The 17,644-nt window shown below is 68.8% G+C and carries 19 protein-coding genes; 5 read left to right on the top strand and 14 right to left on the bottom strand.

Going from position 1 to position 17,644, the window contains the following annotated elements:
• Positions 1 to 25 precede the first annotated feature (25 nt).
• A complete protein-coding gene (locus ACFSVL_RS13050; RefSeq protein ID WP_378303788.1) occupies positions 26 to 763 on the bottom strand; it encodes a GbsR/MarR family transcriptional regulator in 738 nt (245 codons plus the stop codon).
• A gap of 209 nt (positions 764 to 972) precedes the next feature.
• On the opposite strand from ACFSVL_RS13050, the gene ACFSVL_RS13045 reads away from it, so the two are divergent.
• On the top strand, positions 973 to 3,090 hold the full coding sequence (locus tag ACFSVL_RS13045) for a S9 family peptidase (RefSeq protein WP_378303786.1): 2,118 nt from the start codon (positions 973 to 975) through the stop codon (positions 3,088 to 3,090).
• 42 nt (positions 3,091 to 3,132) lie between these two features.
• Positions 3,133 to 3,474, top strand: coding sequence for a hypothetical protein (locus ACFSVL_RS13040; RefSeq protein WP_378303784.1), 342 nt, complete (start codon positions 3,133 to 3,135; stop codon positions 3,472 to 3,474).
• An 11-nt stretch (positions 3,475 to 3,485) separates the two neighbouring features.
• Here the strand turns inward: ACFSVL_RS13040 and ACFSVL_RS13035 are convergent, their stop codons facing one another.
• Both ACFSVL_RS13035 and ACFSVL_RS13030 read right to left on the bottom strand, forming a co-directional pair.
• Positions 3,486 to 4,649 carry an alpha-hydroxy-acid oxidizing protein gene (locus ACFSVL_RS13035; protein WP_378303782.1) on the bottom strand — a complete coding sequence of 388 codons (1,164 nt, stop codon included), beginning with the start codon at positions 4,647 to 4,649 and terminating at the stop codon, positions 3,486 to 3,488.
• A 9-nt stretch (positions 4,650 to 4,658) separates the two neighbouring features.
• Entirely contained in the window at positions 4,659 to 6,155 is a 1,497-nt protein-coding gene (locus ACFSVL_RS13030; RefSeq protein ID WP_378303780.1) for an aldehyde dehydrogenase family protein, read from the bottom strand.
• Positions 6,156 to 6,354: 199 nt separating this feature from the next.
• Here ACFSVL_RS13030 and ACFSVL_RS13025 point away from each other — a divergent pair, with 199 nt between their 5' ends.
• Complete coding sequence (locus ACFSVL_RS13025) at positions 6,355 to 6,990, top strand: MBL fold metallo-hydrolase (RefSeq protein WP_378303778.1); 636 nt, start codon at positions 6,355 to 6,357, stop codon at positions 6,988 to 6,990.
• Here ACFSVL_RS13025 and ACFSVL_RS13020 read toward each other — a convergent pair.
• Both ACFSVL_RS13020 and ACFSVL_RS13015 read right to left on the bottom strand, forming a co-directional pair.
• The gene (locus ACFSVL_RS13020) at positions 6,987 to 7,685 is read right to left on the bottom strand and encodes a DUF2334 domain-containing protein (protein WP_378303777.1); all 699 of its coding nucleotides are present in this window, start codon (positions 7,683 to 7,685) and stop codon (positions 6,987 to 6,989) included. The two genes, ACFSVL_RS13025 and ACFSVL_RS13020, sit on opposite strands and share 4 nt — an antisense overlap.
• Before the next feature lie 101 nt (positions 7,686 to 7,786).
• The gene (locus ACFSVL_RS13015; protein ID WP_378303775.1) at positions 7,787 to 8,647 is read right to left on the bottom strand and encodes a class I SAM-dependent methyltransferase; all 861 of its coding nucleotides are present in this window, start codon (positions 8,645 to 8,647) and stop codon (positions 7,787 to 7,789) included.
• Between the two features lie 63 nt (positions 8,648 to 8,710).
• Between ACFSVL_RS13015 and ACFSVL_RS13010 the strand changes: the two genes are divergently transcribed.
• A complete protein-coding gene (locus tag ACFSVL_RS13010; RefSeq protein ID WP_378303773.1) occupies positions 8,711 to 9,088 on the top strand; it encodes a hypothetical protein in 378 nt (125 codons plus the stop codon).
• On the opposite strand, the gene ACFSVL_RS13005 is transcribed toward ACFSVL_RS13010, so the two are convergent.
• The 4 genes from ACFSVL_RS13005 to ACFSVL_RS12990 all read right to left on the bottom strand — a co-directional run bounded on the left by ACFSVL_RS13005 (position 9,078) and on the right by ACFSVL_RS12990 (position 12,647).
• Positions 9,078 to 9,554, bottom strand: coding sequence for an NADPH-dependent FMN reductase (locus ACFSVL_RS13005; protein WP_378304264.1), 477 nt, complete (start codon positions 9,552 to 9,554; stop codon positions 9,078 to 9,080). The genes ACFSVL_RS13010 and ACFSVL_RS13005 overlap by 11 nt on opposite strands.
• A 448-nt stretch (positions 9,555 to 10,002) precedes the next feature.
• Positions 10,003 to 10,839, bottom strand: coding sequence for a patatin-like phospholipase family protein (locus ACFSVL_RS13000; RefSeq protein ID WP_378303771.1), 837 nt, complete (start codon positions 10,837 to 10,839; stop codon positions 10,003 to 10,005).
• A gap of 30 nt (positions 10,840 to 10,869) precedes the next feature.
• On the bottom strand, positions 10,870 to 11,691 hold the full coding sequence (locus ACFSVL_RS12995; RefSeq protein ID WP_378303769.1) for a helix-turn-helix domain-containing protein: 822 nt from the start codon (positions 11,689 to 11,691) through the stop codon (positions 10,870 to 10,872).
• Positions 11,692 to 11,765: 74 nt separating this feature from the next.
• Positions 11,766 to 12,647 (bottom strand): phosphoribosylaminoimidazolesuccinocarboxamide synthase, encoded by an 882-nt coding sequence (locus ACFSVL_RS12990; RefSeq protein ID WP_378303767.1) that lies wholly within the window; start codon positions 12,645 to 12,647, stop codon positions 11,766 to 11,768.
• A gap of 47 nt (positions 12,648 to 12,694) precedes the next feature.
• On the opposite strand from ACFSVL_RS12990, the gene ACFSVL_RS12985 reads away from it, so the two are divergent.
• Positions 12,695 to 13,489, top strand: a complete 795-nt coding sequence (locus ACFSVL_RS12985) for an SAM hydrolase/SAM-dependent halogenase family protein (protein ID WP_378303765.1) — start codon at positions 12,695 to 12,697, stop codon at positions 13,487 to 13,489.
• Here the strand turns inward: ACFSVL_RS12985 and ACFSVL_RS12980 are convergent.
• The 5 genes from ACFSVL_RS12980 to ACFSVL_RS12960 form a co-directional block, all read right to left on the bottom strand.
• On the bottom strand, positions 13,372 to 14,259 hold the full coding sequence (locus tag ACFSVL_RS12980) for an MOSC domain-containing protein (protein ID WP_378303763.1): 888 nt from the start codon (positions 14,257 to 14,259) through the stop codon (positions 13,372 to 13,374). The two genes, ACFSVL_RS12985 and ACFSVL_RS12980, sit on opposite strands and share 118 nt — an antisense overlap.
• Positions 14,260 to 14,554: 295 nt before the next feature.
• The gene (locus ACFSVL_RS12975; RefSeq protein WP_378303762.1) at positions 14,555 to 15,295 is read right to left on the bottom strand and encodes an amino acid ABC transporter ATP-binding protein; all 741 of its coding nucleotides are present in this window, start codon (positions 15,293 to 15,295) and stop codon (positions 14,555 to 14,557) included.
• On the bottom strand, positions 15,292 to 16,035 hold the full coding sequence (locus tag ACFSVL_RS12970; protein ID WP_378303760.1) for an amino acid ABC transporter permease: 744 nt from the start codon (positions 16,033 to 16,035) through the stop codon (positions 15,292 to 15,294). Before ACFSVL_RS12970 ends, ACFSVL_RS12975 begins: the two co-directional genes overlap by 4 nt.
• Positions 16,036 to 16,039: 4 nt before the next feature.
• Positions 16,040 to 16,804 (bottom strand): ABC transporter substrate-binding protein, encoded by a 765-nt coding sequence (locus ACFSVL_RS12965; RefSeq protein ID WP_378303758.1) that lies wholly within the window; start codon positions 16,802 to 16,804, stop codon positions 16,040 to 16,042.
• A gap of 20 nt (positions 16,805 to 16,824) precedes the next feature.
• Entirely contained in the window at positions 16,825 to 17,628 is an 804-nt protein-coding gene (locus ACFSVL_RS12960; RefSeq protein ID WP_378303756.1) for an ABC transporter substrate-binding protein, read from the bottom strand.
• Positions 17,629 to 17,644 lie beyond the last annotated feature (16 nt).

Below are 17,644 nucleotides of genomic sequence, written 5' to 3'. Positions count from 1 at the left end.
CCGAGTGTAACGTCGCGGTCGACGGTCAGCTGAACGGCCGAGGCGAGTGCTCTTCCCGGTAGGCGTGCAGGATTTCGCGCGCCTCGTCCGCGGAACGGCGGATGCTGTCCGCGACGACGTCGACAAAGCGCGCGATGCCCTCGAGCCGGATGGCGGCCTGCGTGTCAGGACCCAGCACTTCGACACCGCGCCGCGCGGTTTCGGCGAGGCGGAGGTTGGCGCGGACGGTGGTCATGATCGACTCGTAGAAGACATCGTCGTCGACCAGGTAGCGCTCGCGGCGGCCCTCGTCGCGTTCTCGCCGGACCAGGCCCTGGTGCTCCAGGAACGCGATCGCCTTCGACACCGACGCGGGGCTGACCTGCAGCCGGCGGACGAGTTCGGCGGCGGTGAGGCCACCGGAATCGGTGGTGTAGAGCGCGACCAGCAGCCGGGCGGTCATCTTGGGCAGCCCGGCGTCGGTGAAGACGGTGGCGAACGCTTCCTCGTACTCGCGGACCGCTTCGGCATCGCGTCCGTCCTCCGGCGAGACTGGCCGAACCCGGCGGGCGGCCGACTGCCTGCTCCGGTGGGCCCGGTGCTCGGTGGCGTGCTGGGCGAGATCGGCGCGGTAGCCGGCGGGGCCGCCGTTGCGCAGCACCTCGCGGGTGACCGTCGAGGTGGGACGGTCGAGACCGCGGGCGATTTCCGCGTACGCGAGACCGTCGGCGAGCCCGAGCGCGATCTGGCGCCGCTCCTGCAGCGTGAGCCTGCCACCTGGCATGAGGACCTCCTGTCGTCCGCCGCCGAGGATAGCCTTGATCTTACGGTCATTGCAATGCTGTCGTTGCGTTGACTTCAGTCCTCGTTGCAACGATACATCACTTTTGAGCTGGTGTTATGCAGGTCTAGTGCAACAAACAAGCTGGCAGATTTTGGAAACGCAACGTAGCGTTTCGCAGGTCAGAAACCACTGGGGGAAGGAACCCGATCGTGATCGCCACCGAGAACTACCAAGCTGCCGAACTGCTCCTGCGCCGCCCCGCCCGCCCCGGCGAGCTGGTCGTCGGCGACCGCGTCCGTCCACAGTGGATCGACGGCGGAGCGCGCTTCTGGTACGCCGTGAACCACGGCGACCACAAGCAGTTCTTCCTCGTCGACCCGGCCGAGGGCACGCGCACCCCGGACTTCGACCCGACCCAGCTGCCCGTCGCGACGCCGCCGGGCGGCCCGCTGGACGTGCCCTCGCCGGACGGCAAGGTCGCGGTGTCCCAGCGCGGTGCGGACCTGTGGGCGGTGTCCGGCGACCGCGAATGGCCGTTGACCACCGATGGTGCGCCCGGCTATCAGTACGGCACCAGCCCGGAAAGCCTCGGCAACGGCACCCTCTTGCGCAAGTTCGGGCTGCCGCACCTGCCGCCCGCGGTGGTGTGGTCGCCGGACTCGACCAAGGTGCTGACCCACCGGACGGACGAGCGCGCGGTCCGCGAGACGCATCTGCTCGAAGCCCGGCCCGCGGACGGCAGCGCGCCGGCCCTGCACACGCAGCGCTATCCCTACGCAGGCGACGAAAACATGGCGCTCGCCGAACTGGTGGTGCTGGACGTCGCGAATGGCACGACGGTCCGCGCGCAGGCAGAACCGCTGCTCGCACCTATGTTGTCGCCGGTCACGGGCAAGTGGGCGTGGTGGGCGGCGGACGGTTCGGCGGTGTATTTCCTTCGCCAGCCGCGCGACCGGCACACCCTCTCTCTGCACCGGATGGACCCGGCGACCGGCGAGGTCACCACGGTGCTGAGCGAAACCGGGTCGACGCGCGTCGAGCCCAACCAGTGGCTCTACGAGCCGCCGATCGTGCGCGTGCTGGAGAACGAGGTGCTGTGGTACTCGCAGCGCGACGGCTGGGGCCACCTTTACCGCTACGACCTGCACACCGGCGAGCTGCTGAACCAGGTCACGTCGGGCGAGTGGGCGGTGCGGCAGATCCTGCACGTCGACGCGGAGACGGTGTACTTCGTCGCGTCCGGACTGGTCGCCGAGGATCCGTACCGGCGCACGGTGTGCCGGATCTCCTTGGACGGCACCGGATTCGCCAAGGTGACCGACGATGCGCTCGACCACGTCGTCGCGATGCCGGACAGCATGGCGTACTTCGTCGACTCAGCATCCACTGTGGATACTCCGCCGGTGTCGACCGTCCGCGACTGGTCCGGTCGCGTGCTGGTGGAGCTGGAACAGGCGGACATCACGAAGCTCGCCGCGACCGGGTGGACGCCGCCGGAACCGTTCTGCGTCAAGGCGGCCGACGGGGTCACCGACATCTACGGCGTGCTGTACCGGCCGCACGGCTTCGATCCGGCGAAGACGTATCCGGTGGTGGACAACATCTATCCCGGCCCGCAGGTCACCCGGGTCTCGCCGTCGTTCGACCCGGGCGGCATGGGTTTGGACGCGGAACCCCTTGCCGCACTGGGCTTTGTGGTGCTGGCGATGGACGGACGCGGTACGCCGGGCCGGAGCAAGGCGTTCCACGACGCGTCCTACGGCAAGCTCGCCGACGCGGGCAGCCTGGACGATCACGTCGCGGCACTGCGGCAGCTCGCCGAGACGCGGCCGTGGATGGATCTCGACCGGGTGGGCGCGTTCGGGCATTCTGGTGGCGGATTCGCGACTGTGCGGGCGATGCTGGACTATCCCGAAGTGTACCGGACTGGCGTCGCGTTGTCCGGCTCGCACGACGCGCGGTACTTCAGCTTGGACTTCGTGGAGGCCTACGACGGCGCGGGCAATCCGGAGGCGTGGACCGCGTCGTCCAATGTGGAGATCGCGGATCGGTTGGCGGGCAAGCTGTTGCTGGTGCACGGCGAGATGGACGATCGGGTGCATCCGGACCACACGATGCGGCTGGCGGATCGGCTGATCGCGGCCAACAAGGATTTCGAGCTGCTCATCGTGCCCGGTGCCGAGCACGTGTTCATCGACTGCCTGTCCTATGTCCGTACGCGTGGCTGGGATTTCCTGGTGCGCGAACTGCTCGGCGAGCAGCCGCCTGCCTACCGGCCCGCGCCGATCACGATCGATCCGGAGCTGCTTGGCGAGCTGTTCGCCTGACGATCTCCGTTTTTTGTCGGACCCCGTCGATACTCTCGGGCCATGAGCACTTCCCTCTACTACGACGCGAGCCGGGCGACCGCGCTCACCTCGACCGAGACGGCCGCCATCGAGCGTATCGTCACCGCACATCAATCAGCTTTCCCTTACGAGGACGAGGAATCCCTCTTCCTGTACGAGGAGGGCGGCAGTGAACCGGACGCGATCGTGGCCGGGTCCACGAAGATGCCGTTCGATCCGGATCGGGTCATGCCGGTGCTCAACCAGGTACTCGGCTCGGTCACCGAGCTGCGCCGCGCCCTTCCGGACGCGGAGTGGCGGGTGCACCTGGACGATTTCGATCTCCCGTGGGACGAGAACGAGGGGTATTTCCTGCCCTCGTAACCGTCGCGGATCTAGCCGACCCGGCGCAGCGTTTCCCGGGTGAGGTCCGCCAGCGCCGGATAGCCGTCCACCGCCATGATCAGATCCGCTTCGGCCAGCAAGGTACGCAGAACATGGACAACGCCGTCTTCACCAGCCAGCGAAAGGCCCCACGCATAGGGGCGGCCGACGCCCACCGCCGTCGCGCCCAAGGCCAGCGCCTTGATCACGTCGGCTCCGGAGCGAACGCCGGAGTCGAACAGGACTGGCGTGCCGCTGGCGGCGTCGACCACTTCGGCCAGGCAGTCCAGCGCCGGGAGACCGCCGTTGGCCTGCCGGCCGCCGTGGTTCGAGCAGTAGATCCCGTCGACCCCGCCGTCGATGGCGCGGCGGGCGTCGTCGGGATGCTGAATGCCTTTGACCAGCAGCGGCAGCTTCGTCAGCGACCGCAGCCAGGGCAGGTCCTCCCAGGTCAGCGGGTTGCCGAAGAGCTGAGCCCACAGTCCGATGGCGGCCGCCGGATCGTCCTCCGGAGCCTTGCCGAGCCGCTGCCGGAACACCGGGTCGGTGAAGTAGTTGGCCAGGCAATGTCCGCGCAGCTGCGGGAAATTCGCCGTCGCCAGGTCCCGCGGACGCCATCCGGTCACCCAGGTGTCGAGCGTGACGACGATGCCGCGGAAGCCCGCTGCCTCGGCGCGCTGTACGAGCGACGCGGCGAGGTCACGGTCGGTGGGCGTGTACAGCTGGAAGAACCCCGGAGTGTCGCCCAGTTCAGGGACGAGTGTCTCCATCGGGTCGACGCTCAGCGTCGAAGCGACCATCGGCACGCCCGTTCGCGCGCTGGCCTTGGCGGTCGCGAGGTCGCCGTGCCCGTCCTGCGCGCACAGGCCGATCACCCCGACCGGTGCCAGGAACAGCGGCGACGGCAGTTTCAGCCCGAACAGATCCACCGACAGATCGCGTTCGTTCGCGCCGACGAACATCCGTGGGACCAGGCCCCAGCGCTCGAATGCCTCGACATTCCCGCGCTGGGTCCGCTCGTCGCCCGCCCCACCGGCCACATAGGACAGTACGGACGGCGGAAGCGCTTGTGCCGCACGCGCTTCCAGTTCCGCGTACGCCATCGGCAGGTCCGGGACGCGGCCGGTCAGCCCGGCGAAGTAGATCTCGTGCTGGAAATCGCCGAAGCCGGGCAACAGTTCTCCTCAGCGCTTGCCGTGCAGGACGGTGACCAGTTTGGCGACCAGGGCGTCCGTGGATTCCTTGCGGGAGAAGGACGTGAGGGTCAGCGGCGCGGTGAACCGCTGCCGCGCCACCGCCTTCGGACGGGCGAACTCGCGCAGCCCTTCCGGGCCGTGGATCCGGCCGAACCCGGAATCGCCGACCCCGCCGAACGGCAGCGACGCGATCCCGGCGAACGACAGCGGCGCGTTCACCGACGTCATGCCCGCACGCAACCGCGAGGCCAGCTCAGCCCCGCGCGCCCGGGAGAACACCGTCGAGCCGAGGCCGTACTTGGTCGCGTTGGCCTTCTCGATCGCTTCGTCCATGTCGCGGACCTTGGCGATGGTGACGGTCGGGCCGAAGGTCTCCTCGCACACGGCCTCGGAGTCTTCCGGGACGTCGACCAGCACGGTCGGCTGCACATACCGGTCGCCGACGCTCTCCACCCCGCCGACCAGCGCTTTCCCGCCGCGCTTGAGCGCGTCCTCGATGTGCCGGCGGATCACCGCGAGCTGCGAGGGCATGGTGATCGGGCCGTACTGCGCGTCCTCGTCCGAGCCGGCGCGCACGTTCTTCGCCTTCTCCACCACCCGCGCCACGAACTCGTCGGCCACGCGTTCGTGCACGTAGACGCGCTCGACGCCGATGCAGGTCTGGCCGGAGTTGGAGAACGCGCCCCACACGGTGGCGTCGGCCGCCGCTTCGAGGTCCGCGTCGGTGTCGACCAGCAGCGCGTCCTTGCCGCCCGCCTCGATCACCACCGGGGTGAGCGTGTTCGCGGCGGCGGCCATGATCTTCTTGCCGGTCGCCGCGGAGCCGGTGAACGCGATCTTGTCCACGCCGGAGCCGACCAGCGCGGCCCCGGTCTCGCCGAAACCGGTGATCAGCTGCAGCACCGGCTGCTCGGGAACGATCTCGGCGAACGCGTCGACCAGCCACTTCCCGACGCCGGGGGTGTACTCGCTCGGCTTGAAGACGACGGCGTTGCCCGCGGCCAGCGCGTACGCGATCGAACCCAGCGGCGTGAACACCGGGTAGTTCCAGGGCCCGATCACGCCGACGACGCCGAGTGGGAGGTACTCGACGGTCGCGGCCTGGTTCGCCATCAGGAGGCCGGACGAGCGGCGGTGCTTGCCGAGCACCTTGCGGGCGTTCTTCGCCGCCCACGCGATGTGCTCGATCGCCAGGACGCTCTCGAGCTGGGCGTCCGCGATCGGCTTGCCGGTCTCGTCGCGCACCACCTGGCACAGCTGCGGGAGCCGCCGGGTGAGCACGCCCTTCCAGCGCTGCAGCCGCTCCGCGCGACCGGCGAAGCCGAGGCCGTCCCACCAGCGGGCGGCCGCCCTGGCGCGCTCGACGGCGGCGCCGACCTCGTCGGCCGTGTGCACCGGGTAGGTGCCGACGACCTCGTCGGTGGCCGGGCTGAGCGAATCGAACGTCTCGCCGACGGGCGTCGGCTTCGGCTGGACCGCGGTCATCGGCGTCTCCCCGTCTCGGTGAACCCCCAGGCTACGAGGTTGCTGACACTCTGCCAACAGTTGCCCGGGCTTCCCGTCAGCATGTCATCCGGGAGCGGGCGCGGAAAGTCCTCGGCCCGGGAGTCCTCGCCGGAAGCCACCGGCGGACCCGGTCCGAAGAGTAAGATTGAGGCCACCAATCTGGTAAGGAGAAACCCTGATGCGGATCGTCCATTTCGGACATTCCTGCGTGCTGCTCGAGACCGCCGCGGAGCGGATTCTGCTCGACCCGGGCACGTTCTCCACCGGGTTCGAGGCCGAGCGGGAACTGTCCGCGGTGCTGATCACCCACCAGCATTTCGACCACCTCGACGTCGAACGGCTGCCCGGACTTCTCAAGGCGAACCCGGACGCGAAGCTGATCGTCGACCCCGGTTCGGCCGAGGCGATCGAGAAGCTGCACCTGGAGTTCGAGGTCGCCAACCCCGGGGACGCGTTCGAGTTCGGCGGCACCTCGGTGTCGGTCGTGGGCGGCCAGCACGCGGTGATCCACGCCGGCATCCCGGTGATCCCGAACATCGGCTACCTGGTCGACCACGGCGCGTTCTACCACCCGGGCGACTCGTTCTTCGTACCCGAGCAGAAGGTCGACGTGCTCGGCCTGCCGACCGGTGCGCCGTGGCTGAAGGCCGGCGAAGCGGTCGACTTCCTGCGCGCCGTCGCCCCGCGCCGGTCGGTGCCGATCCACGAGGCGGTGCTGGCCAACCCGGCGATGCACTACGGGCTGTTCCAGAACCTCGCCCCGGAGGGCACCGACGTGAAGGTGCTGGAGCGAGGCGTCGCGACGGAGGTCTAGGCGGGAGCGGTGTGCCGCAGGGAGCCGTAAGTGCTGCCGAAGGCCCGGTTTTCGAGGGCGACGTCCACCGCGTCCAGCAACGCCTGCCGCAAGCCGGGGCGGCTGAGGTCAGCGGCGTCAATGCCAAGCCGCACCAGCCCGCCTCGGCGCGCGGCCCGCGCGGAGGCCAGTACGAGCGCGAAGCAGCGGACTGTCTCCGTACGGTGCGACTGACTCGCGAAGTCCTGCACCCGCGCGCGCCGAACCTCGCCGGTCACCAGGTCCCGGACGGCGTTCTGATCGGCACACAGCGCGAAGCCATGCTCCCGCAGCGCCTGCACAGTCCCCGGCGACGCCAGCCAGCGCGGCGGCGCGAAGCCGTCGACAGTCACGCCGGTCGCATCGAGAGCAGCCTTCGCGGCGATGAGCCGTAGCCGCGCTTCGTGCGCGGGGAGTGCGGCGAACTCCGCCTTACGGCCTAGCTGCACGGCGCGGTGCGTCGGAGTGACGCGGTGGTCGTAGCCGTTGAGGAGCACTGAGTCGCCCGCTTCGGCGCGCGTGCGGACCCAGGCCGTCACGGGCCCGTCCTCGGTGCGCGCGACATGCAGAATCGATAGCGGGACGCGGCGACGTTCGAGTTCGGCCGCCAAATGCGCACAACGGTGCAGCGTGCGCGTGGTGACCCCGGACAGCGAGACCAGCAGGCGAGCATCCACGCCACCATTGCGCCGCAGCAGTGTGGCGGCCGCCTGACGGAACCGTGAACTACGAGTGAGACTTTCACGGCGGACAGTCACCGTCGGGTCGGCCCGCGCGGTTAGGCGGCTTTGCGGCAGTGCCAGATGAGCATCGACGGCACGTCCTTGGCCGCTGCCGCCAACGCGTCCGGGACCAGGCCGTTGAGCGACCACGGCCAGAGATCCCACGGCCCACCGCCGGGGACATGCTGCGGGGCGGCCGGCGGGGGCGTCGGCTCCTGACAGCTCACCGGTGCAAGCCCCGCGGCGAGGAACGCACGCACGTACTCGCCGACGCGATGGTGACTCGTACGCACTCGCGCCGGAGCGCCGTCAACGGTGCGTACGGACGGGATCGACCCGCGCTGGACCTGCTCCGGATGCACGTCGGACAGCACAAGGTGTCCGCCCGGGGCGAGGACGCGGGCGAACTCCGCGATCACCGGCGTCAGGTCCGGCACGTGCGACAGCGCGAGTCCGCAGAGCACCACGTCCTGCGAACCGTCGTCGACCGGGAGTTCCTGCAGGTCAGCGACGTGGGTCGAGTCGGCCTTGGCGTGGCTGAGCATCTCGGGCGAACCATCGACGGCGACGACGTGATGGCCACGTTCGACCAGCAGGCGGGTAAGTCGTCCGGTGCCGCAAGCAGCGTCGAGCGCACGGCCAGGCGGGATGGTGTCGAGGATCTTCGCGAGGTGAGGCTCGTCGGCGAAGGCAGCGTTTTCCCCGCTGTCGTACCCGGCGGCCCAGCGCGCGTAACCATCTCGCGGGCCAAGCTGGGTTACCTCGACGCCGTCGGCCAGGCCTTGGTCGGCCAGCAGCGCACGGATCTCCGCCAGCCGCGCTTCGACGAACTCGCGGTCGTGTTCGCCGGTGAAGGCGCGGAGCAGCGCGGCTCCTTCGATGCCGAGAAGATAGGCGAGGGGATGCTCGTAGCTCACTCTTGCGGACGCTAACCGGGCAATTGCCGCAGAGCCACCGATTTTCGCGCTACCCTCCCGGCCATGGCCCTGTGGCGACGGAAAACCACCCCCGCTGTTCCGGTGCCACCGTGGAAAGGCGGCGGATTACGGGCCGCACCAGGCGAAATCCCGGGGAAAATCCTGCTGTCCGCAGGCTCCGTGCAGGCCGCAGTCTCGCCCCGGGAACTACGGGACTTCGGCCGCGGCCGACTCGACATCGTGGAGTCGCTGGGCACCGGACCGCTGGCCTTCCTGTTCCGGGTATCCGCGGCAGCCCCAACCTCCATTGCCAAGGAACAGGTTCGCGACCTGCCGAAAGACGCGGTGGTGCTAGCCTTCCCGGAAACCCCGCCCGCCGCGATACTGACCGGCACCGAACGGGACAGCTTCCTCGAATGGACTCAACAGCTCACGGATTGACCGGTTTAGCCGCCTCCACCAGCCGCCGCACCGCGACCGCGACCCGCCCACGCAGATCGGGGTCGACGAGGGCACCGTTTTCGACCGCTTGGCGCGGAATGGGAATCCGCGCACAAGCGTCGTCAACGATGCGAGTGCCCGCGTAGGTGAGCGTCTTGCGGAGGGACTCGTGCGCGTCCGCACCCCCAGTCGGCGCGGCGACCGACGACGCGTTAATCCACGCGACGGGCTTGCCGTACATCTCCCCGCCGCCGATGGTCCAGTCGAGCAGGTTCTTGAAGGAACCCGGCAGACCACCGGCGTACTCCGGGGTACAGAAGAGGACGCCGTCCGCCGCCCCAATCTCCGCTCGCAACGAAGCAACCTCCGCCGGCAACGGATCCCGATCATGATCGGGGTTGAAATGCGGCAGCTCGGCAAGCCCACCGTACACAGTGGACGGCGTGAACCCGGCCGCGGTCGCGATGACAGCCGCGTTAACCGAACCGGCTCGCAGGCTGCCGCTGATGAGCAGAATCACGGATGCCAGTGTGCCAGTGCAGGTGCTGTTGCGGGGTCACCTTTTTCGGAACGCGCCTGACTTTCACCCGCTGCAACCGCGCGAACGCCGCGCGATAGGCCGCTCGGCGCTGGCGGGCAGTCAGCCGAACGCAGTTCCGAAGCGGCCTGGGGTCGACGGCATCGTGCCGCGCCGAAACTGGCACCTGCCCCCTGAGGCGGCGTCGGCTGAACGCAGCCTCCGGCAGACCCCGGACTCAACGGCGACAGGTCTGCAGCACAGCTGACAACCGCCCGGCCGAAGCATTACCCCTGCGCAGCCCGGACTGAACGGCAGCACCTCGGCACCGGACTGGCGGATCGCCTAGCCGACCCAACGATCAACCGGCCAGCCGTACGCAGTCAGCGCACCAACCTCACTCCCACACCACCCCGCCCCGTTGTCCTTGTGCCAGCCCAGCCGCAGCGGCCGCCGCGCGGGTTTCTGGGTCCAGAGGGTTCGGGCCGATCGCTGCGGTTGAGGCGTCGTCCGGTTCCAGCACCGCTACCTTCGCACCTGCCTCGCGGAGGTCTGTCAGCACCTGCTCGAATGGCCGCTCCGCTGGGAACACCTCCGCCGATCCCATCGGGACGAGCACCGTCACCTGGGCGAAACCCGTTGCGTAGTCGGCATTCGCGGACGAACGGACACCGCCGTCGATGTAGCGTTTGCCCCTGATCGAGACCGCTGGCCAGACGCCGGGTACCGCGCAGCTGGCTGCTACCGCGTCGACTAGCGGGACGTCGGACGAGCGGTCGAACACCGCTGCCTCTCCGGTTTCCGCTTCCACCGCAACGATCTTCACCGCACGCTCGGGCCAATCGTGCGACGGCAGGCGGGATTCGATGACCGCGCGCCGCCGTGCTTCCGGTACGGTTTCCGCGGCCAGGGCGAATTTTCCCATTGCCCGGCGGATTTCCGCCGCGGTGCCGCCCTCCCGCAGCACCGCGGCGAAATCCTCGCCGAACTTTTCCGCGTCGAACTCGGCCGCGATCTCCGTCGCTCGCAGGGCCGGTTCGGTTTGCCGCGCGTACAACCGCGGCAGCGCCAATCCGCTGCCCAGCTGCGCCGCCACCGCCGCGCCCGCCGACGTGCCGATCAGCACGTCGGCTCCGGTTACGTCCTGGCCCGCTTCCGCGAGCCCGGCCAGCACACCGGTCGTCCACGCGATCCCGGCGACGCCACCGCCGCCCAACACCAAAGCTCGGCTCATGCCGCTCCTTTCGCCACTGCCCACTCTGCCCTAGGGCACCGACATTTTCCGGAGCGCCGACTCCAGCAGGGCCTCCGTCTCGATCCTCGGCAATGCCAGTTCCAGCAGCGTTTCCGCCACCTCGCGGTACTTCGCCACCCGCGCCGGGCTCGAACTGCTCGCGCTCTCTCGCAGCAACCGCTCGTGCACGATCGACGGCAGGTCCGCGAAATCAAAAATCGTGAACGCTCTGCCCAGATCGGGACGGCGGTCCGCCGGGACCACTCGTACCTCGGCCTTGCCCTCCCGCACCCTCTCGCGCAGGTGGCACAACTGCTCCGCCATCGCTTCCGGGCCGCCGATCCTCTTGTGCAGCGCCGTTTCCCCCAGCAGCAGCACACACCGCGTGCCAGACTCGAGCACCGCGCGCCTCGACAGTCTCTCGGCTACCCGCGCGTCCACCTCGTCCGCGACAGCCGACGACGTGCCCGACAGCAGCGCTCGCGCGTACCCGCTCGTCTGCAACAACGGCGGCACCACCTCCGGCTCCCAGCCGAACACTGCCTTCGCCGTGCGCTCCCACTCCAGGTACGGCTCTTCTCCTCCGCTGTCTATCCAGTCCTGCTCTCGCGCTCCTCGCGCCATCTCCACTATTCGCCTGCGGTCCGGCCCGATCACCCTGCAATGCGCCAGGACCGCTCCGATGTCCTCCGGCTTCGGCAGCCGCAGTCCTCGCTCCCAGTTCGTCACAAAACCCGGCGTCATTCCCAGCAACCGGGCCAACTCTCTTACACCCAGTCTTCTTCTCTCCCGCGCCGCGCGTAACTCCAGGCCCAATGCCCTCGCGCGCGGTGTTGCGTACGGTGTGGTCATGGTTGCAGTGTGTCAGGGGGTGCCGACAGTTTTCGGGGTTCTCTCCTCTGGCCCCCTTCGCTCCTTCCCCTCTCCTACAACCACTCCTCCAGCGACAACCCCGTCATCCTCTCGTACGCCTCCACGTACCTCTTCCTCGTCGCCTCCACCACTTCCCCCGGCAACGGCGGCGGCTGTACGTTCGACGCCCTGTCCCAACCCGACTCCGGCCCCGTCAGCCAATTGCGTACGTACTGCTTGTCGTACGACGGCTGCACCCTTCCCGGCTCGTACCCCTCCGCCGGCCAGTACCGCGACGAATCCGGCGTCAGCACTTCGTCCGCCAGCACCAGCGCGCCCGTCTCGTCCACTCCGAACTCGAACTTCGTGTCCGCCAGCAGGATTCCGCGCTTCGCCGCCAGTTCCGCGCCACGGCGGTACACCGCGAGTGTCGCCTCGCGTAGCTCCTCCGCGCGCTTCGCGCCGATAGACGCGACCACAGCGTCGAACGAAACGTTCTCGTCGTGGTCGCCGAACGCCGCCTTCGTCGCGGGCGTGAAGATCGGCGTCGGCAGCTTCGAAGCCTCCACGAGACCTTCCGGCAGCTCTACGCCGCACACTGCGCCCGTACGCTGGTAGTCCGTGTACCCGGACCCCGTCAGGTACCCGCGCGCGACAGCTTCCACCGGCAGCATGTCGAGACGGCGTACGAGCAGCGCGCGCCCGCGTACCTCGGCAGGGATGCGCGGGTCGTCGTACGCGACAAGGTGGTTCGGGATCAGGTCCGACAGCTGCTCGAACCAGAACACACTCATCGCCGTGAGCACGCGGCCCTTGTCGGGGATAGGCGTGTCCAGGATGAAGTCGTAGGCGGAGATGCGGTCCGAGGTCACCAGCAGCAGGTGGTCGTCTCCGACCGCGTACAGGTCCCGGACCTTGCCGGCGGCGATCTTCGGGTAATCGGCGAGCGTCGTCACCGCTGCACCCTAACCCGCGGGCCGCTACAGCGAGGATGATGCAGGTCATGGCCTACCGCTGGATCTCGTTCACCTCCGACTACGGGCTGCATGACGGCTTCGTGGCCGCCTGCCACGGGGTCATCGCCGGCATCGCGCCCGACGTACGCGTTCTCGACGTGACCCACCTCGTACCGCCGCAACAGGTGCGTTCAGGCGCGGCAGTGCTCGCGCAGACCGTGCCGTCGCTGCCTAAGGCCGTACACCTCGCTGTCGTCGACCCAGGTGTCGGTACGGAGCGCCGTGGCCTGGTCGTGGTCGCGACGCACGGCATCTTGGTCGGCCCGGACAACGGTCTGCTGCTACCCGCCGCAGAGGCGCTAGGCGGCATGTACGCGGCGTACGTGATCGACGTGCGTACGCCGACGTCCGCGACCTTTCACGGCCGTGACATCTTCGCCCCGACTGCCGCACGGCTCGCCCTCGGCGCGCACCCCGGCTCCTTCGGGCCCGCCATCCGCGACCTGGTGCGACTGCCGGAACCGCTGGTCGCCGCGTTCCCCGGCAAGCTCGTGTCGGACGTGCTGACCGTCGACCACTTCGGCAACGTCCAGCTCGCCGCCAGCCCCGCCGACCTCGAACTAACCGGGTTGACCGGTGAGGTGACGGTGCACAGCGAGCACGTCGCCGTGTCCGCCGCGATCGGCCGGACCTTCGCCGACGTGCCGCGCGGCGCGAACCTCGTCTACACCGACTCGGCGGGGAAGCTGGCCGTCGCCGTCAACGGCGGTTCCGCGGCGTCCGTGCTGCGGATCGGGCCGACCGAGGAGTGCACCATCACCGCGTCGCCGACCGCCACCTGACCGGGCCGGGTCACCGCCGCCTTCATCCCGAAGAGGACGCCGCCCGCCGGGTCGCGGTGGTACGCCGCGAGCGAGCGAATCGGCTCCGGACCTGAGCGTTTGCCGGTTTCCTGGTCGACCATCGGCACCGCGCAGCGGACGCACAGCTTCGCGTAGGCGAACTCGGCCCCGCCCGCCTCCATCCGGCGCACGGAGTCCTCGGCGTGCGGTTCCGCCCAGCCGCGGATCACCACGTTCGGCCGGAACCGGTCCATCGGCACCGGCTCGCCGCCGCGCTCGGCGATGCGCTCGTTCAGGTGGTCCAAAGAGGACTCCGAGATCACGAGGAGCGCGTGGCCGTCGGCGAACCTCGCGGTGCCCGCGGTTTCGCCGCTCGTCACCCGGTCGTGTTCCGGCGCGACGCCGAGCAGCACGGACGGCTGACCCACGACGGTGGAGAACCACTCGGCGGCCTCGGCACCCTGGTGGACGCCCTCGCCGTTCCAGCCGAAGGTGGCCGCGGGATGCCGGGGGCCGTCCTTCTGGACCTCGACGGTCAGGTCTTCGACCCCGGGCGCGGACAGGACGAGGCGGGCGCCGCCGTCGAGCAGGCGGGGCCGGATCGCGGCCATGACCGGGAAGCGGCGCTGGCTGCGGAAATCACCGTCGGCCGCGGTGACGATGAACTCGCGGTCGTGCGCGAGACCGGCGGGGGTGACGTCGGCGGACTGGACTGTGGTGCCGGCGCAGCCTTTGACCGGGTAGTACGTGAGCCGAGAGATCATCCCCATGGGGTCCACGGTACCTGTTCGTCCGAAGGGGACCGGGTGCTCAACCTCGCACGGACGGCTGAGGCACGGGGCCGCACTCCGGGAAACCGTCCGATGAGGATGGATGGGATATTCCCGGCGGGGTATGCGAACGGAGATGACGTCCCAGCTGACGGCTGCGAGTGCCCGGGTTTCTGCGTAGCGGCGGCACGAGCCAGCCCGGCCTCACCGTCCTGGGAAGCCTGCAGCAGATCGCTGACCCAGCGGCTCCGAGTCCGCCGGGTCAGCGAGAACGGCCAGAAGCCAGCCGTCCCCCTCACAACACCTGTGACAAGAACTGCTGCAACCGCGGACTGGCCGGTGCCTCGAACACCTGCTCCGGCACCCCCTGCTCCACGATCCTCCCGGCGTCCATGAACGCGACCTCGTCCGCCACGCTCCGGGCGAACCCCATCTCGTGTGTCACCACGATCAGGGTCAGGCCCCGCGAAGCCAGCCCCGCCATCAGGTCCAGGACGCCCTTCACCAGTTCCGGGTCCAGCGCGCTCGTGGCCTCGTCGAACAGCATCACTTCCGGTTCCATCGCCAGCGCGCGGGCGATCGCCACCCGCTGCTGCTGGCCGCCGGACAGCGCCGCTGGGCGGTACGGGGCCTTGTCCGCGAGGCCGACTTCCGCCAGGCGCGCCCGCGCGACCCCCGCTGCGTCCTCTTTGGACAGACCGCGCACGCTGCGCAGCGGCAGCACGATGTTGTCCAGCACCGAACGATGTCCGAAAAGGTTGAAGTGCTGGAAAACCATCCCCACTCGCTGGCGCAGCGCGTCCGGGTCCGAGGCGATGACGCTTTCGCCGTCCAGCAGCAGGTCGCCGCTGTCGGGCTCCTGCAGGCGGTTTACGCAGCGCAGCAGCGTCGACTTTCCGGAACCGGACGGGCCGATGACGCACGTGGTGCTGCCGCTGGGCACCTTCAGGTTCACCCCGCGCAGGACCTCCAGCGTCCCGAAACTGACGTGGATGTCCTTCAGTTCCACCGAAGAAGAACGAATCGCCGTGCTCATATCGCCGCTCCGCCCGCGAGCATTTCGTTGCTCTCCGCCGTCACCTTGCGGCCGGTTTGCAGCCGCTTGTCGATGTAGTTCACCAGGTGCGTCAGCGGCACCGTGATCACCAGGTAGACCACCCCGGCCGCGACCAGGGGCGACAAGTTGCCAGTGTTGGCCGCGAGGTCCTGGCCGATGCGGAACAGTTCCCGTTGCGAGGTAAGGAAACCGAGGAAGTACACCAGGGTCGAATCCTTCACCAGCGCGATGAACTGGTTCACCAGCGCGGGCAGCACTCGCCGCACGCCCTGCGGGATCACCACCAGCAGCATCGCCTTGGAGTAGCTCATGCCGAGCGCGCGGCTCGCCTCCAGCTGCCCCTTGTCGACGCTCTGGATGCCTGCCCGGAAGATCTCGCCGATGTACGCGGCGGCGATCAGGCTCAGCGCGGCGATGCCCAGCGGGTACGGGTTGTTGCCCACCAAGTCGCGAGCGAGCAGGCCGACGCCCTGGCCGATCACCAGGATCGTCAGAATCGCGGGCAGGCCGCGGAAAATGTCCGTGTACACCCGCGCCGGCCAGCGCAGCCAGCGCTTGGTGGACAAGCCCATCACCGCGAGCACCATGCCGAGCAGGGTCCCGATGATAGCCGCCGCCACCGACAGGATCAGGGTGTTCAGGAGGCCGGTCTTGAGCAGGTCCGGGAAAACCTCCCAGATGTACTGCCAGTTCAGGAAAGTGTCAAAAAACTGATCCATCAGACTACTTCGTCTTGAAATCCGCGGGAACCGGAATGCTCGGCTCGAACTGCTGGTGCACCTTCGCCCAGGTGCCGTCCGCGACGGCCTTCTTGATGCCGTCGTTCAGCTTGGCCAGCAGTTCGGTGTTGCCCTTGCGCACCGCGTACCCGTGCGGAATGCTGGTCGTGATCGCCTTCGTGACCTTCAGTTCAGGGTTCTTCTTCGCGTAATCCTCCGCGGACACCTGGTCGAACACCGCGCCGTCGACCGCCGCGGAGTTCAGCGCGCTCAGCGCCGCCGCGTCGTTCGGGAACCGGACCGCCTGCGCCTTCGGCGCGTTCGCGGCGAGCCAGGTGTCCGACACCGTGCCCTGCACCACGCCGATCCGCTTGCCCGCCAACGAGTTCTCGTCGGTGATGCCCGCGGTCGCCTTCGCCTCGATGCCGAGCGACTGGTAGTTGTACGGGTCGCTGAACGCCACCGTCTTCTTGCGCTCGTCGGTCTGCGCGATCGCCGAACTGCCGATGTCGAACCGGCCGTTCGCGACGCTGCCGAGCAGCGCGGAGAAATCGGTCGCCACGAATTCCAGCTTCAAGCCCTCTTTCGCGGCGATATCCTTCAGCAAAGCGTTGTCGAACCCGGTGAATTCGCCGTTCTCCTGGTACGCGTTGGGCCGCGAATCGCTGAGGGTGCCGACCCGCAGGGTGGTCTCGCCGGCGTCGCCACCGCACGCGGTGAGGCCGGCGACCAGTGCCGCCGCTACGGCGGTGACGATCAGTTTCTTCATGCCACCAGTGTGCCCCGGCATCAGGAGTTCGCCACCGGGAGGCCGGGGCCGCCCTTCTCCAGTTCCTTCGCGACCGGGGCCTCCTTGAAGAACTGCGCGTGCAGCCGGGCCGCGGTGCCGTCGGCGATCGCCTTGGCCAGACCGTCGTTGATCTTCTTCAGCAGCTCGGTGTTCGACTTGGCGACCGCGAAGGCCGACGGGGTGTCCTTGTCCGCGACGGTGTAGCCGAAGTCGAGCGGAAGCGTCGGGTTCTGGTCGATGTACTTCTGGCCGATGTCCTTCGGCACGACCCAGCCGTCGAGACCGCCGGTCTTCAGCTGCGCGAAACCGGCGTTGTAGTCCGGGAACCGCACGACCTGCGCCCCGGCGAGCTTGCCGGCGAACTCGTCCTGCACCGAACCCTGCACGACGCCGACCCGCTTGCCCGCGAACGAGTTCGCGGCGGGCAGCGCGGCGCCCTTCTTGCTGACGACGGTGGTGAAGCTGGAGTCGTAGCCGTTGCTGAACGCCACGGTCTTCTTGCGCGCGGCGGTCGCGGAAATCGTCGAGCTGCCGATGTCGAGCTGGCCGCCGGCGACCTTGGCGAGCAGGCCGGAGAACTCGGTGCCGACGAACTCGACCTGGAAGCCCTCGCGCTTGGCGATGTCCCGCAGGAGTTCGTTGTCGTAGCCGGTGAACTGGCCGTTCTCGAGGTAGATGCTGGGCGGGGCGTCGGTGAGGGTGCCGACGCGCAGGGTTTCCCCGGAAGCGTCCGAGGATCCGCACGCCGTAAGGCCCGCGGTGGCGGCGACTACGACGGCGAGCGTGCTGAGGATCTTTCTCATGACTTCTTCCTGGGTA

Origin of the sequence: Amycolatopsis silviterrae (genome assembly GCF_042684085.1) — a bacterium.
GTDB classification, from domain to species: Bacteria; Actinomycetota; Actinomycetes; order Mycobacteriales; family Pseudonocardiaceae; genus Amycolatopsis; species Amycolatopsis silviterrae.
Note: the sequence above shows the minus strand (reverse complement) of the source record. Positions and strands in the feature narration are given on the sequence as shown.